This is a genomic window from Pseudomonas sp. R28(2017), from assembly GCF_002112505.1.
Classification (GTDB): domain Bacteria; phylum Pseudomonadota; class Gammaproteobacteria; order Pseudomonadales; family Pseudomonadaceae; genus Aquipseudomonas.
Window position 1 is genome coordinate 274,681 of the sequence record NZ_NEHW01000004.1, and the last position, 15,437, is coordinate 290,117.

Below are 15,437 nucleotides of genomic sequence, written 5' to 3' on the forward strand. Positions count from 1 at the left end.
TGTCGGTCGATCAGCTCTTCGGTGTGTCTACCGAGGCTTGCTGATTGGCCTGGCCAGTCTGCTCGTACCAGCCACCACCGAGCGCCTTGTACAGGTTGACCTCGCTGGTCAGCTGCGAGAGGCGGTCGGTGATCAGCGACTGCTGGGACGAATACAGGTTGCGCTGGGCATCGAGGAAGGTCAGGTTGCTGTCGATACCGATGCGGTAGCGGCGCTCGGCCAGGCGGTAGTAGTCCTGGTTCGCTTGCACCAGGTCGCGTTGCGCCTGCAGCTGCTCTTCGAAGGTCTTGCGCGCCGCCAGGCCATCGGAGACTTCCTGGAAGGCGGTCTGGATGGTCTTTTCGTACTTGGCGACGTTGATGTCCTTCTGGATCTTCGAGTAGTCCAGGCTGGCCTTCAGGCTGCCGGCGTTGAAGATCGGCAGGTTGATCTGCGGCTGGAACAGCCAGGTGCCCTGGCCGCCTGCGAACAGGTGGCCCATGTCGGGGCTCAGGCTGCCGGCGTTGGCGGTCAGGCTGATGCTCGGGAAGAACGCTGCGCGGGCCGCACCGATGTTGGCATTGGCGGCCTTGAGCAGGTGCTCGGCTTCCTGGATGTCCGGACGACGCTGGAGGATCTCGGACGGCAGGCCGGCCGGCACTTCGGCCAGCTGGTCGGCATTGAGCTCCAGTGGCTTGGCAAGGTCCGCCGGAATGCCGGTGCCCAGCAGCACGGTCAGGCTGTTGACGTCCTGGGCCACCAGGCGCTGGTACTGCGAGTACTTGACCCGAGCACCTTCCACGGCGGTGCGCGACTGGCTGACGTCAAGCGCCGAAGCCACACCGACTTCGTTGCTGCGACGGGTCAGGTTGTAGCTTTCCTCGTAGGTCTTGAGCGTGTCTTCGGTCAGCTTGAACAGGGCCTGGTCGGCTTGCCAGGTGTAGTAGGCGTTGGCCACGCTGGCCACCAGGGCGATCTGCGTGGAGCGGCGCGCCTGCTCGCTGGACAGGTAGGTTTCCAGGGCCTGCTCGGTCAGGCTGCGCACGCGGCCGAACAGGTCCAGCTCATAGGCACTGACGCCCAGGGTGGCCGAGTACTGGCTGGTGATGCCTGACTCGCCGGTTTGCGACATGTTCGCCGGCACGCGCTGGCGGCTGCCGCTGCCGGTAGCCGAAACTGCCGGGAACAGGTCGGCACGCTGGATGCGGTACTGGGCGCGGTAGGCGTCGATGTTCAACGCCGCCACACGCAGGTCGCGGTTGTTCACCAGCGAGGTCTGGATCAGCTGCTGCAGTGCCGGGTCATGGAAGAACTGGCGCCAGCCCTGTTCGGCGGCGGCCACCTCGGCCGACTGCGTCGGCGAGTACGCAGGGCCTTGCGGCCACTGCGCAGCCACCGGCGATTCCGGGGTCTGGTAGTCAGGGATCAGCGAGCAGCCGCCGAGAATGAAAGCGGTTACCGCCAGGGACAACAAAGACTTGGTCATTGCCCAGCCTCATAACGTGGAGTTTCAGGGGAGTCGTGTTTTTCCGGCTCTTTGCTGCCGAACAGCGACGACACTGCGACGAAGAATAGCGGTACCCAGAAGATTGCCAGCACGGTCGCACTGATCATGCCGCCGATCACACCGGTGCCGATGGCGTGCTGGCTGCCGGCGCCGGCGCCGCTGGCGATGGTCAACGGTACCACGCCGAGGATGAACGCCAGCGAGGTCATGATGATCGGGCGCAGACGCATGCGGCACGCCTCGATGGCCGAGTCGTACAGGCTGCGGCCCTGCTCGTGCAGTTCCTTGGCGAATTCGACGATCAGGATCGCGTTCTTCGCCGCCAGGCCGATGGTGGTCAACAGGCCGACCAGGAAGTACACGTCGTTGGACAACCCGCGCAGGCTGGTGGCGATCAGTGCACCGATGATACCCAGCGGGACGACCAGCACGACGGCGATCGGGATCGACCAGCTCTCGTACAGCGCTGCCAGGCAGAGGAACACGAACAGTACCGAGAGGGCGAACAGCGCCGGCATCTGCGAGCCGGAGAGTTTTTCCTCGTAGGACATGCCGGTCCAGGAGTAGCCGATGCCCGCTGGCAGTTCGCCGGCGATGCGCTCGACTTCGGCCATGGCTTCACCGGTGCTGTAGCCCGGCGCCGGGGCACCGAGGATTTCCATCGCTTCGACGCCGTTGTAACGCGACAGCTTCGGCGAACCGTAGCTCCACTCGCCCTTGGCGAAGGAAGAGAACGGCACCATTTCGCCGGCGCCGTTGCGCACGTACCACTTCTGCAGGTCTTCCGGGCTCATCCGCGAGTTGGGTTCACCCTGGATGTACACCTTCTTGACCCGGCCACGGTCGATGAAGTCGTTGACGTAGCTGGCACCCAGGGCAATCGACAGGGTGTTGTTGATGTCGGCGATGGTCACGCCCAGGGCGCTGGCACGTTCGTCATCGATGGTCAGCTGGTACTGCGGCTCATCGTTCAGGCCGTTCGGGCGCACAGCGCTGAGGATCTTGCTCTGCGCGGCCTTGGCCAGGAACTGGTTGCGCGCTTCCATCAGCTTGGCGTGGCCGACACCGCCGCGGTCCTGAAGGAACACGTCGAAGCCGGTGGCGTTACCCAGTTCGAGCACCGCCGGTGGGGCGAAGGCGAACACCATCGCGTCACGGAAGGTGAAGAAGTGCTGCTGGGCGCGTTGAGCCAGGGCGAACACGCTGTTCTCCTTGGAACGTTCATCCCAAGGCTTGAGCATGATGAACGCCATGCCCGAACTCTGCCCGCGGCCGGCGAAGTTGAAGCCGTTGACGGTGAATACCGACGCCACGGTGTCAGATTCATCCTTGAGCAGGTACTCGCGCATCTGGTCGACCACCACCTGGGTGCGCTCGGCACTGGAGCCCGCCGGGGTCTGTACCTGGGCGAACAGTACGCCCTGGTCTTCTTCAGGCAGGAACGCGGTAGGGATGCGGGCGAACAGCCAGATCATGCCGACCACGATCAGCGCGTAGGCCAGCAGGAACGGCACCTTGTTGCGCAGGATCGCGCCGACACTACGCTCGTAGCCGTTGACGCTGCGGTCGAAGTTGCGGTTGAACCAGCCGAAGAAGCCACCTTTGGCAGTGTGATGCTCGCCTTTCTTCAGCGGCTTGAGCATGGTTGCGCACAAGGCCGGGGTGAAGATCAGCGCTACCAGTACCGACAGGCCCATGGCCGAAACGATGGTGATGGAGAACTGCCGGTAGATCACGCCGGTGGAGCCGCCGAAGAACGCCATGGGCAGCAGTACCGCCGACAGCACCAGGGCGATACCCACCAGGGCGCCCTGGATCTGCCCCATGGAGCGTTTGGTCGCCTCCTTGGGCGGCAGGCCTTCCTCGGACATTACCCGCTCGACGTTCTCCACCACGACGATGGCGTCGTCCACCAGCAAGCCGATGGCCAGGACCATGGCGAACATGGTCAGGGTGTTGATGCTGAAGCCCGCGGCGGCAAGGATACCGAAGGTACCCAGCAACACCACCGGTACGGTCATGGTGGTGATGATGGTGGCGCGGAAGTTCTGCAGGAACAGGTACATCACCAGGAACACCAGGACCACGGCTTCGATCAGGGTGTGGATCACGCCGCTGATCGATTCGGTGACCACCGGGGTGGTGTCATACGGGAATACCGCTTTCACCCCAGGCGGGAAGAATGGTTCCAGGTCGGAAATGGTCTTGCGCAGGGCCTTGGCAGTGTCCAGTGCGTTGGCGCCAGTGGCCAGTTTTACCGCAAGGCCGGAAGCCGGCTTGCCGTTGAACTGAGCGCTGACCGCGTAGTTTTCACCGCCCAGGCCAACCTGGGCCACATCGCCCAGCCGTACCTGCGAACCGTCGTTGTTGACCTTGAGCAGGATCTTCTCGAACTGCTCGGCGGTCTGCAGGCGGGTCTTGCCGATGATGGTGGCGTTCAGCTGGGTACCCGGCATGGCGGGCAGGCCGCCGAGCTGGCCGGAGGATACCTGCACGTTCTGCGCGGCAACCGCGGTCTTGACGTCGACCGGGGTCAGCTGGAACTTGTTCAGCTTGGCCGGATCGAGCCAGATACGCATGGCGTACTGGGCACCGAACACCTGGAAGTCACCCACACCGGCAGTCCGCGAAATCGGGTCCTGCATGTTGGAGACGATGTAGTTGGCCAGGTCGTCCTTGGTCATGCTGCCGTCTTCGGACACCAGGCCGATCACCAGCAGGAAGTTCTTCACTGCCTTGGTGACACGGATACCTTGCTGCTGCACTTCCTGCGGCAGCAGCGGGGTGGCCAGGTTCAGCTTGTTCTGCACCTGGACCTGGGCGGTGTCAGGGTTGGTGCCCTGCTCGAAGGTGGCGGTAATGGTCATGCTGCCATCGGAGTTGCTTTCCGACGACACATAACGCAGGTTGTCGATACCGTTGAGCTGCTGCTCGATGACCTGCACCACGGTGTCCTGCACGGTCTGCGCCGAGGCGCCCGGGTAGGTCACGGCGATGGCGATGGCCGGCGGCGCGATGCTGGGGTACTGGTTGATCGGCAGCTTCAGGATCGACAAGGCGCCGACCAGCATGATCACCAAGGCGATCACCCAGGCGAAGATCGGGCGATCGATAAAGAACTTCGACATGGTTTACTCCGCTTTGGCGTCTGCTTTGGCCGCGTTGGCCTGATCAGGGCTGCCCGGCTTCTTGACGTTGGTGGCGTCGCTGACCTTGACCTCGACGCCTGGGCGTACGTACTGCAGGCCTTCGGTGATCAGGCGGTCGCCCGGGTTCAAGCCTTCCTCGATCAGCCAGTCGCTGCCCAGGGTACGGCTGGCCTTGAGCTGGCGCAGTTCGACCTTGTTCTCCTGGTTGACCACCAGCGCGGTCGGCGCGCCCTTGAGGTCGCGGGTCACGCCCTGCTGCGGGGCCAGGATGGCGTTGGCGTTGACCCCGGCCTTGAGCCGCGCATGCACGAACATGCCAGGCAGCAGGGTGTGGTCGGGGTTGGGGAACAGCGCGCGCAGGGTCACCGAGCCGGTGGTCTCGTCGACCGAGACTTCGGAGAACTCCAGGCGGCCGTCCTGCTTGAACAGGCTGCCGTCTTCCAGCACCAGCTGCACCGAGGCGGCGTTGTCGCCGGCCTTTTGCAGCTGGCCGCTTTCCAGGTCACGGCGCAGCTTGAGCAGCTCGGCGGTGGACTGGGTGACGTCGACGTAGATCGGGTCGAGCTGCTGGATGGTGGCCATGGCGTTGGTCTGGCCATTGTTCACCAGTGCGCCCTCGGTGACCGAAGAGCGCCCGATGCGGCCGCTGATCGGGGCCAGGACCTTGGTGTAGCGCAGGTCGATCTGTGCGCTTTTCAGCGAAGCTTCGGCCTGCAATCGTTTGGCACTGGCGTCGTCGTATTCCTGTTTCGATACCGCCTGTTCGTTGACCAGCTGCTTGTAGCGCTCGGCCAGCGACTTGGTCGACTGCAGGTTGGCCTGGGCGTTGGCCAGGGTGGCTTCGTACACGGCAGGGTCGATCTGGTACAGCTGCTGGCCTTCCTTGACCTCGCTGCCTTCCTTGAACAGGCGCTTGAGGATGATGCCGTTGACCTGCGGGCGCACTTCGGCGACGCGGTAGGCGCTGGTGCGCCCCGGCAGTTCCGAGGTCAGGGTGAAGGACTGCGGCTGCAAGGTGACGACGCCGACCAGAGGAGCCTGCGCTGCGGGCGCGGCTTCTTCTTTCTTACAGCCACTTAGCAGGGTTGCCAGGGCGACGGCGGAAACCAGAGCGGTAACGGCTGGCTTGAATTGCATGAGGATCCTCGGGTCGCAAAGAGCAGGGAGACGCTCAAGAGTAATGGAAGAGTCTTGTCAGAAAAAAACTATCCGGTGGATAAATAGCTTACTAACGAATATACTTACATTCACGGTTGTTTGTAAATACCGCTGGGTAGTACTTGGCTACTACCGCAGCCCTCGATTAGCCCATTCGGGAGGCACCCTGCAGAGGTGACCCCGGCGTTTTCCCCCGCCTGCGCAGCGCAGCGGGCCCAGATGAGGTTGCACTGCCATGGTCCGTCGAACCAAAGAAGAAGCCCAGGAGACCCGCGCCCAGATCATCGAGGCCGCGGAAAAGGCCTTCTACAAGCGCGGGGTTGCGCGAACCACACTGGCCGACATCGCCGAGCTGGCGGGCGTGACCCGGGGTGCGATCTACTGGCACTTCAATAACAAGGCGGAGCTGGTGCAGGCGCTGCTCGACAGCCTGCACGAAACCCATGACCACCTGGCGCGGGCCAGCGAAAGCGAGGACGAACTGGACCCGCTCGGCTGCATGCGCAAGCTGTTGCTGCAGGTGCTCAACGAGCTGGTGCTGGACGCCCGTACCCGGCGTATCAATGAAATCCTGCATCACAAGTGCGAGTTCACCGATGACATGTGTGAAATTCGCCAGCAGCGCCAAGGTGCGGTGCTGGATTGCCATGTGGGCATCAAGCTGGCCTTCGCCAATGCCGTGCGCCGCGGCCAGCTGCCTGCGGATATGGATATAGAACGAGCGGCCGTGGCTTTGTTCGCCTATGTCGATGGCCTGATCGGGCGCTGGCTGCTGCTGCCGGACAGTTTCGATCTGCTGCGCGACGCGGAAAAATGGGTCGACACAGGGCTGGATATGCTGCGCTTGAGCCCCGCGCTACGCAAATGACACTTTGTTAAGGATTGTGAGGGAGTGTTTCCCTCGTGTATTAACTGAGCATTAATACCTTTCGGCAAACGCAGCCTTCAACGGCCGCGCAATTGCCGGTCCGGCAGCGCCAGGGCTGCCAGCAGCCCCAGTAGCGCAATGCCCGCACTGCCCAGCAGCAGGTGGCGGAACGTCTCCAGCAGCTTCAGCTGCGTCAGCGGATCCGCCTCGCCAGCCTTGAGGCTCCCCAGTAGCGGGTTGCCCAGCAACTCGAAACCACCCTGTTGCAGCAGCGCCAGCAGCAGGCTGGACATGCACGCCACGCCCATGGCTCCCCCCAGTGAGCGGAACAGATTGGTGGTGCTGGTGGCCACGCCGATATCCTTGCTTTCCACAGCGCTCTGCGTGCCCACCAGTGAGGTCGGGAACTGCAGGCCGCAGGCAATGCCGGTCAGCAGCATGAACACGGCACTGAGCAAGCCAGACTGCGGTGGGGTGAGGGCCATGGCGAAGATCGCCACGGGCATCAGCACGGCGCCAGCCAGAATCTGTGGTTTGAAGCGCCCGGTACGGCTGGTCATGCGGCCACCGGTGAAGGCACCGATGGGCAGCCCGATGGCCAGCGGCAGCAGGTGCAGCGCGGCGCTGTCGGCACCGGCGCCAGTGATGCCCTGGTAGCGCAGCGGCATCAGCATGGTCAGCGAGATCGACTGGAAGCTGGCGAAGAAGATCACCGCCCAGCACAGCACGGCAACCCGGTTGCCGAACAAGCCCATGGGCAGCAGCGGCTCCTGGCAGCGCCGCTCATGGGCAATGAACAAGGCCAGGCTCAGTGCGGCACAGGCGAACAAGGCCAGCACGGGAGGCGCGGTCCAGGGCTGGCCCTGGCCGACCAGGGTGATGCCCAGCAGCAGACTGCCCAGGCCGACGATCAGCAGCACGGCGCCGAGGTAGTCGACCCGGGCTTGGCGGTGTTGAACCGGCATGCCGGCCAGGGCGCGGCGGATTGCCCAAAGCGCGACCAGGCCGAGCGGCAGGTTGATCCAGAACACCCAGCGCCAGGACAGGTATTCGGTCAGCCAGCCGCCGAGCACCGGCCCGGCCACGCTGGCCACCGCGTACATGCTGCTGAAGTAGCCCTGGTACCGGCCGCGCTCACGCGGTGGCACGAAATCGCCAATGATCGCCTGGCTCACCGACACCATGCCGCCGGCACCGATGCCTTGCAGCACGCGCGCCATCACCAGCTGCTGCATGTCCTGGGCCAGGGCGCAGGCGATCGAGGCCAGGGTGAACAGGCTGATGCCGGTGAGGATCATGCGCCGGCGGCCGTACAGGTCGCCGAGCTTGCCGTAGATCGGCACGGCCACGGTCATCGCCACCATGTAGCCAGAAATCACCCAGGCCAGCAGGCCGACGTCATTGAACTGCGCCGAGATGGCCGGCATGGAGACGGCGACGATGGTCTGGTCGAGGGCGCCGAGGAAGATCGCCAGCATCAGGGCGGTCAACACGTTGCGCAAGACGGTCGGGGGCAGGGCGGCGGTCACGGGGGTACCTTGTCTGGGAGGGTGACGCGAATAGCGGGATTGTAACCCGAGTTAGGTAGCTCCCTATGTACTATCTGCATCGCCTATGCAAGATCGGCATTGGCGCATTCATCCAGCGCTGCATGGCCGCGTGATATCGTTGGTATGCCACAGGGGCTGTAAGCCGCGGCCTGCACCAGCTTGGTGCAACATTTTGCCGCAGCGCTGCACGCCGCTGTCTCCCACACCTTTTATTCCTCTGCCTGCATGTCGAGCATGACCGCCCAGATGGCGACGGTTGGAACAGGTCAGGTAGACCCGATTCAGGGGTCGGTAGCAACCGTTCTATTTCTACATATATAAGCGGAGTGATCATGCCCAAGGCTTCCCATCAAGATCTGCGTTTTGCCTTCCGCGAGCTGCTCGCTTCAGGTTCCTGCTATCACACCGCCTCCGTGTTCGACCCGATGTCGGCACGCATCGCTGCCGACCTGGGTTTTGAAGTCGGCATCCTTGGTGGTTCGGTGGCTTCGTTGCAGGTGCTGGCTGCACCGGACTTCGCCCTGATCACCTTGAGCGAGTTCGTCGAGCAGGCCACCCGTATTGGCCGCGTGGCGCAACTGCCGGTGCTGGCCGATGCCGACCACGGTTATGGCAATGCGCTCAACGTCATGCGCACGGTCATCGAACTGGAACGCGCCGGCGTGGCGGCGCTGACCATCGAAGACACCCTGTTGCCCGCCCAGTTCGGGCGCAAGTCCACCGACCTGATCTCGGTCGAGGAGGGTGTGGGCAAGATTCGTGCGGCCCTGGAGGCGCGCGTCGACTCGTCGCTGTCGATCATCGCCCGGACCAACGCCGGCGTGCTCACCACCGAGGAAATCATCGTCCGCACCCAGAGCTACCAGAAGGCCGGTGCCGACGGTATCTGCATGGTCGGGGTGAAGGATTTCGAGCAGCTGGAGCAGATTGCCGAGCACCTGACCGTGCCGTTGATGCTGGTGACCTACGCCAACCCCAATCTGCGCGACGACGAGCGCCTCGCTCGCCTGGGCGTCCGTATCGTGGTCGATGGCCATGCCGCGTACTTTGCCGCGATCAAGGCCACCTATGACTGCCTGCGCCTGCAGCGCGGCCAGCAGAACAAGTCCGAGAACCTCAGCGCTACCGAGCTCTCGCACACCTACACCCAGCCTGAGGACTACATCCGCTGGGCCAAGGAGTACATGAGCGTCGAGGAGTGATTGGCGTGGCGCCAATCAATTAACGGACGGCACTCAAGGTTGCGGTGTGGGGCACGCAGTGTTCCTGCTCGCAACGGTTGGCCGCACTGGGCTGGCTGCGTAGCAGCTCGGCGCGCCAGCAGGCCGAGCCATATAGCGCGGCGACTGCGGTCAGGGCCATGACCAGGGCGACTCTTCGGGACTTGATACCCATGCTGCTCACCTCCTGTTACTGCGACAGGTGACACTGTAAGCATAGTCAATACAGGCCCCGGTCCCACTCCGGTTCGTCCTTGAACCGTTGCACCAGAAAATCCAGCATGCTGCGCAAGGTCGCTGGCATGTGCTTGCGCGAGGTGTATACCGCGTTCAGGTTCAGCTCCCGTGGCCGCGCTTCGGGCAACAGACGCACCAAGGCGCCGCTGCGCAGGGCCATGGCTGCCTGGTAGGTCGGCAGCATGGCGATGCCGGCACCTGCCAGCGCCGCGTTCTGCAGTGTCATGACCTCGTTGGCGCTGATGTTGCCTTGCACCGGCACGGCGATCTGCTGGCCATCCACCTCGAAATGCCACAGGCTGTGGCCGAAATAGGCATGGGTCAGGCAGTTGTGCTCGCTCAACTCCTCGACCCGTTGCGGTGTGCCGTGCTCGCGCAGGTAGGCGGTCGTTGCGCAGATCACCGAGCGGCATACGCTCAGGCGCCTGGCGATGAGGTTGGGGTCCAGATCGTTGCTGGTACGGATCGCCAGGTCGATGCGCTCATCCACCAGGTTGACCGTGCGATCGAGCATCTGCAGTTCAACCTTCACGCCCGGGTAGCGCCGCACATAATCGGCGACCGCATCCACCAGTTGCGCCTGGCCAAATGACGTACTGACGCTGATGCGCAGTGCACCCTTTGGCGCATCGTCCGGTTGTTGCACGGCGGCCTGCAGGTCGCCGGCCAAGTCCAGCAGCTGGCGGCAGCGCGGCAGGGTTTCCTGGCCGGCAGCGGTCAGGCTGAGCTTGCGCGTGGTGCGCTGCATCAACCGTGCGCCAACCCAGTCCTCCAGTTCGGCCAGGTAACGCGACACCACCGGCCGTGAAAGCTGCAGGTGGTCTGCCGCTGCTGACTGGCTGCCCAGGTCGACGACGGTGACGAAAACGCGCATGGCGTTGAGACGGTCCATGATTTGCCCGGTTTCAGAAACAAACTATGTCTGAGCATCGCATTTTTTGGCATGGATCGGGCAACTAAGCTGTGCGCATTCGTTGTTCAACTGCTGGAGAATCTACCCATGAGCAAGATCGCAATCATCGGTGCCACCGGCCGTGCCGGCAGCCAATTGCTGGAAGAAGCCCTGCGCCGTGGCCACAGCGTCGTGGCCATCGCCCGTGACCCGTCGAAGCTGCAGGGGCGTGTGGGTGTTACCACCCAGGCGCTGGATGCCAAGGACAGTGCAACCCTGCAACAGGCGGTTGCGGGTGCCGATGCGGTGCTGAGTGCTGCGCACTTCTCCACCCTCGAACCCCAGGCCATCATCGAGCCGGTCAAGCGTGCAGGGGTCAAGCGCCTGCTGGTGGTTGGCGGTGCGGGCAGCCTGTTGCTGCCTTCCGGGCACCGGGTGATCGACAGCCCGGACTTCCCGGAAGCCTACAAGGCTGAAGCCACGGCTGGCGTGCGTTTTCTCGACGTGCTGCGCCAGGAGCCGACACTGGACTGGACCTTCCTGTCGCCGTCGGCGGAGTTCGTCGAAGGCGAGCGCAGCGGGCACTACAAGTTGGGTAAGGACCATCTGCTGATTGGTGCGGATGGCAAAAGCACGATCACCTTTGCCGACTTCGCTATCGCCATGCTCGATGAGCTGGAGAAGCCTGCGCACTCGCGTCAGCGCTTCACCGTCGGTTACTGAGTTGCCTGTTTCGCGGGCTAGCCCGCTCCCACAGGTACGGCGCAGGTTGCAAGCCTTGTGCTGAACCTGTGGGAGCGGGCGTGCCCGCGAATAGGCCCTCATTGGCTGGCTCGGCTTTCCAGCCAATCGAGCAATTCCACCAAATCTGGCGGATTGCTCTTCGCCTGGCTCACCAGGTAATACCCTTTGCCGGTCTGAACCTTCAGCGCAAACGGCATGCACAGCCGCCCCCCGCGCAAGTCATCACCGATCAGTGCCCAGTCACCAATCGCCACACCAGTGCCTTGGGATGCCATGGCCATCGCCATGTCCAGCGTTTCGAAATGCTGCTTCGGCCCCTGTGCCTCCAGGTCCACGCCTGCTGCCTGCAGCCAAAGCCGCCAGTCATGTTCATCCCGGGAAGGGTGCAACAGCATATGGCGCGCGAGGTCCTGGATCTGTTGCAGTGGAACCGGCCCATCCAACAGTGACGGCGCACACACCGGCGTCAGCTGCTCGTCGAACAGCTTGCGCACCCGCAGCCCATGGTTCGGCGCATCGCCATAGACCACGGCGGCATCGAAACCTTCACGGCGAAAATCCACCCCGTGCTGCACCGTGGTGGTCAGCTCGACCGGCACGTCGGGCCGCAGCGCCTGCCACTCCATCAGCCGCGGCAGCAGCCAGCGCATCACGCAGGTCGGTGCCTTGAGCTGCAAGGTGGCGCTGCGCCCGCCGACTTCGCGCACCCCTTGTTCGATCAGGCCGAAGATCTGCTGCACCCGTGGCAGCCAGTCCTGGCCCTCGCGGGTCAGGCTCAGGCCGCGGGCCTGGCGCTGGAACAAGGCGTAGCCCAGGTGTTCCTCGAGTCCGGCGATCTGCCGGCTGACGGCGCCCTGGGTGATGTGCAGCTGCTGCGCGGCGCGGGTGAAATTGCAGTGCTGGGCGGTGACCAGGAAGGTGTACAGGGCGGGTAGAGGCGGTAGCCGTTTCATTGCGCTGAGCCATGATTACAGGACATGGCTAGTATGTGTTTTTTTGCATTGTGGCGGTAGCACTGCCTTGGGTCCAATGGGCGCAGATTCCAACAAAATCCAAGGTGACATCCGATGGCAACCTGCGGCGAAGTACTGGTCAAACTCCTTGAAGGCTATGGTGTGGACCATGTCTTCGGCATCCCCGGCGTCCATACCGTGGAGCTCTACCGCGGCCTGGCGGGCTCGTCGATCCGCCACATCACCCCGCGCCACGAGCAGGGCGCCGGGTTCATGGCTGATGGCTATGCGCGTACCCGTGGCAAGCCAGGCGTGTGCTTCATCATCACAGGCCCCGGAATGACCAACATCACCACCGCCATGGGCCAGGCCTATGCCGATTCGATCCCGATGCTGGTGATCTCCAGCGTGCAGTCGCGGGATCAACTGGGCGGTGGCCGCGGCAAGTTGCACGAGCTGCCGAACCAGGCCGCGCTGGTGTCGGGCGTGGCGGCGTTCTCGCAGACACTGATGAGCGCCGATGCCCTGCCGCAGGCGCTGGCTCGCGCCTTTGCCGTGTTCGACGGCGCCCGCCCGCGCCCGGTGCATATCGAAATCCCGCTGGACGTGCTGGTCGAGCCCGCCGACCACCTGCTGCCCGGCCGCCCTGTGCGCAGTGCCCGTGCCGGCGCCGCGCCCCAGGCAGTGGCGGCCATGGCCGAGCGCCTGGCCAAGGCACGCCGGCCACTGATCCTGGCCGGTGGCGGTGCGCTGGCTGCAGGGGCGCCGCTGGCACTGCTGGCCGAGCACTTGCAGGCGCCGGTAGCGCTGACCATCAATGCCAAAGGGCTGCTGCCGGCCAGCCACCCGTTGCAGATCGGTTCGACCCAATCGCTGGTTGCCACCCGTGAGTTGGTGGAAGAGGCCGATGTGGTGCTGGCGATCGGCACCGAACTGGCCGAGACCGACTATGACGTGACCTTCAAGGGTGGCTTCAGGATTCCCGGCAGCTTGCTGCGCATCGACATCGACCCGGACCAGACCGTACGCAATTACCTGCCCGAGCTGGCGCTGGTCGCGGATGCCGAGCTTGCCGCCCAGGCCGTGCTCGACGCCCTGCGGCAACTGCCGGCGCCGGTGCGTGCCGAGGGCTGGGGCGTTGCCCGTGCGCAGCGTTTGCGCGAAGCGCTGGCGGCCAGCTGGGACCAGCCGACGCTGAGCCAGACGCGGTTGCTGACGGGCATCCTGGAGCGGCTGCCCAACGCCATCCTGGTCGGTGATTCGACCCAGCCGGTGTACACCGGCAACCTGACCCTGGACATGCCGGCGCCACGCCGCTGGTTCAATGCTTCCACCGGTTACGGCACCTTGGGTTACGCCTTGCCTGCGGCGATGGGTGCCTGGTTGGGCTGCGCGGAAAAAATCAGCGAGCGAGCACCTGCGGTATGCCTGATTGGCGACGGCGGCATGCAGTTCACCCTGCCGGAGCTGGCCAGCGCGGTCGAGGCTCAGGTGCCGCTGATCGTGTTGCTGTGGAACAACCAGGGCTACGAGGAAATCAAGAAGTACATGGTCAACCGGGCCATCGAGCCGGTTGGCGTGGATATCCATACCCCGGACTTCATCGGCGTGGCACAAGCGTTGGGCGCCGATGCCGAGCACGTGGCCGATGTCGAGCAACTGCAGGCTGCGCTGGGCAGGGCGGTGGAGCGCAAGGGGCCGACGCTGATCCAGGTCGATCAGAACCAGTGGCAGGCAGCGGTCGCGGGCTGATATCAACCCGCGCTGGCGCGCAACCTTGCGACATCTCGAATCGGTGGCGCGCCATACAGCCGGCTGTACTCGCGGCTGAACTGTGACGGGCTTTCGTACCCCACCCGATAGCCCGCCACCGCCGCTTCAAGGCCGTCGTTGAGCATCAGCCGCCGTGCTTCCTGCAGGCGCAGTTGCTTCTGGTACTGCAGCGGGCTCATGGATGTCACGGCCTTGAAGCGGTGATGCAAGGTCGAGGTGCTGAGGTTGACCTCGCGGGCCAGGTCTTCGATGCGCAGCGGCTGCTGGAAGTTCTGGTTGAGCCAGGTGATGGCCTGGCACACCCTGTGGGTCTGGCTGTTGGCCAGGGCTATTTCGTACAGGCGATAACCCTGTGGCCCACGCAGCAGGCGGTAGAGAATCTCGCGACGAATCAGCGGCGCCAGCATGCCGATGTCGCGCGGTGCATCCAGCAAGCGGACCAACCGCAGCAAAGCGTCGAGCAGTTGCGGGTCGGTGCGCTCCACATACAGGCCGCGGCCAGAGGGCAGGTTGGGTACCAGCATCGGCCCGCTCTCTGCGATCAGCTGGCTGATCTCGGCGGGGTCGAGGTCCATGCGGATGCCCAGGCTCGGGTTCTCCGGGCTGGCGTCCAGCTTCACGCCGCTCAGCGGCAAGGTCACCGACACCACCATGTAGTGCAAGGGGTCGTAGGCGTATTGTTCGTCGCCGAGGAAGAGGCTCTTGCTGCCTTGCGCCAGGATGCACAACGCCGGTTGGGCCAGGGTCGGCACCGAACGAACGTTCTCGGTGTAGCGCACCAGGTACAGGTCGTCGATGGCCGAGGCGGGGCCGTAAGGCTCACCGGCGTGCTTGCGGATCAGCTCGGCCAGTTCCTGGCGTTGCACTTCCAGAGTCGGGTCGATGGACGGGGCGGTGGTCATGATGGCTTTCCTCTGCTGACCGACGCAGCATAGGTTTGGGCAATGGCGGGCGCTAGTCGAAAGCTGCACGTCGATTGCCTGATCCTGCCGCGCTGCAGGATCAGGCAATCGCTGAGCAGTAATGGCCTAACGCGTCGCGCGCGCCAGCCCCTAACCTTGGCAGCCTGGTTTTTCCGCCCGCCTGCTTCAAGGAGATCGTGCAATGACCCTACGACAACCGGTCACCCATCTGGCTTTCATCCGTGCCAGCAGCGGTCGTTCCGCAGAACTCGGCGCCCGCCTGCGCGACCTGCTGGAGCCGTCCTTGCGCGCCCCGGGTTGCCTGAGCTTCACCGTGCAGCGCTCCCAGGCCGATGCCGACCTGTGGCTGCTCAGCGGCAGCTGGCAGGATCAGCAGGCGATGAGTGGCTACTTCGCCTCGCCCACCCTCAATGTGTTCGGCGAGCTGGTTCAGGCGCAGGTCGTCAGCAGCCTCGACTTGCATACCTTCGATTGAAACACGGTT

The 15,437-nt window shown here is 64.1% G+C and carries 13 protein-coding genes; 5 read left to right on the top strand and 8 right to left on the bottom strand.

Annotated features, from left to right (window positions below):
* Positions 1–10: 10 nt before the first annotated feature.
* Genes CAF78_RS09320 through ttgA form a run of 3 tightly spaced genes read right to left on the bottom strand, consistent with a single transcriptional unit; the run spans position 11 to position 5,772 of the window.
* Positions 11–1,465 (bottom strand): AdeC/AdeK/OprM family multidrug efflux complex outer membrane factor, encoded by a 1,455-nt coding sequence (locus CAF78_RS09320; RefSeq protein WP_085675152.1) that lies wholly within the window; start codon positions 1,463–1,465, stop codon positions 11–13.
* Positions 1,462–4,614 (bottom strand): multidrug efflux RND transporter permease subunit TtgB, encoded by a 3,153-nt coding sequence (gene ttgB, locus CAF78_RS09325; RefSeq protein WP_085675153.1) that lies wholly within the window; start codon positions 4,612–4,614, stop codon positions 1,462–1,464. The genes CAF78_RS09320 and ttgB overlap by 4 nt, the downstream gene beginning before the upstream one ends.
* A gap of 3 nt (positions 4,615–4,617) precedes the next feature.
* Positions 4,618–5,772, bottom strand: coding sequence for a toluene efflux RND transporter periplasmic adaptor subunit TtgA (gene ttgA, locus CAF78_RS09330; protein ID WP_085675154.1), 1,155 nt, complete (start codon positions 5,770–5,772; stop codon positions 4,618–4,620).
* A gap of 256 nt (positions 5,773–6,028) precedes the next feature.
* On the opposite strand from ttgA, the gene ttgR reads away from it, so the two are divergent.
* Positions 6,029–6,661: an efflux transport transcriptional regulator TtgR gene (gene ttgR, locus CAF78_RS09335; protein WP_079226705.1), complete on the top strand. Its 633-nt coding sequence runs from the start codon at positions 6,029–6,031 to the stop codon at positions 6,659–6,661.
* Positions 6,662–6,738: 77 nt separating this feature from the next.
* Here the strand turns inward: ttgR and CAF78_RS09340 are convergent, their stop codons facing one another.
* On the bottom strand, positions 6,739–8,190 hold the full coding sequence (locus CAF78_RS09340) for an MDR family MFS transporter (protein WP_085675155.1): 1,452 nt from the start codon (positions 8,188–8,190) through the stop codon (positions 6,739–6,741).
* 353 nt (positions 8,191–8,543) lie between these two features.
* On the opposite strand from CAF78_RS09340, the gene CAF78_RS09345 reads away from it, so the two are divergent.
* Positions 8,544–9,413: an oxaloacetate decarboxylase gene (locus tag CAF78_RS09345; protein ID WP_027917915.1), complete on the top strand. Its 870-nt coding sequence runs from the start codon at positions 8,544–8,546 to the stop codon at positions 9,411–9,413.
* A 19-nt stretch (positions 9,414–9,432) separates the two neighbouring features.
* Here CAF78_RS09345 and CAF78_RS28545 read toward each other — a convergent pair whose 3' ends face one another.
* Both CAF78_RS28545 and CAF78_RS09350 read right to left on the bottom strand, forming a co-directional pair.
* Positions 9,433–9,606, bottom strand: a complete 174-nt coding sequence (locus CAF78_RS28545) for a hypothetical protein (RefSeq protein ID WP_177408513.1) — start codon at positions 9,604–9,606, stop codon at positions 9,433–9,435.
* Positions 9,607–9,651: 45 nt separating this feature from the next.
* Positions 9,652–10,560, bottom strand: coding sequence for a LysR family transcriptional regulator (locus CAF78_RS09350; protein WP_085675156.1), 909 nt, complete (start codon positions 10,558–10,560; stop codon positions 9,652–9,654).
* A gap of 108 nt (positions 10,561–10,668) precedes the next feature.
* On the opposite strand from CAF78_RS09350, the gene CAF78_RS09355 reads away from it, so the two are divergent.
* Positions 10,669–11,283 carry an NAD(P)-dependent oxidoreductase gene (locus CAF78_RS09355; RefSeq protein ID WP_085675157.1) on the top strand — a complete coding sequence of 205 codons (615 nt, stop codon included), beginning with the start codon at positions 10,669–10,671 and terminating at the stop codon, positions 11,281–11,283.
* Positions 11,284–11,381: 98 nt separating this feature from the next.
* Here CAF78_RS09355 and CAF78_RS09360 read toward each other — a convergent pair whose 3' ends face one another.
* Entirely contained in the window at positions 11,382–12,257 is an 876-nt protein-coding gene (locus CAF78_RS09360) for a LysR substrate-binding domain-containing protein (RefSeq protein ID WP_085675158.1), read from the bottom strand.
* Between the two features lie 114 nt (positions 12,258–12,371).
* Between CAF78_RS09360 and CAF78_RS09365 the strand changes: the two genes are divergently transcribed.
* Positions 12,372–14,009: a 5-guanidino-2-oxopentanoate decarboxylase gene (locus tag CAF78_RS09365; protein ID WP_085675159.1), complete on the top strand. Its 1,638-nt coding sequence runs from the start codon at positions 12,372–12,374 to the stop codon at positions 14,007–14,009.
* 2 nt (positions 14,010–14,011) lie between these two features.
* On the opposite strand, the gene CAF78_RS09370 is transcribed toward CAF78_RS09365, so the two are convergent.
* A complete protein-coding gene (locus CAF78_RS09370) occupies positions 14,012–14,932 on the bottom strand; it encodes an AraC family transcriptional regulator (protein ID WP_085675160.1) in 921 nt (306 codons plus the stop codon).
* Positions 14,933–15,134: 202 nt separating this feature from the next.
* Here CAF78_RS09370 and CAF78_RS09375 point away from each other — a divergent pair, with 202 nt between their 5' ends.
* Complete coding sequence (locus tag CAF78_RS09375) at positions 15,135–15,428, top strand: putative quinol monooxygenase (protein WP_085675161.1); 294 nt, start codon at positions 15,135–15,137, stop codon at positions 15,426–15,428.
* Positions 15,429–15,437: the final 9 nt, after the last annotated feature.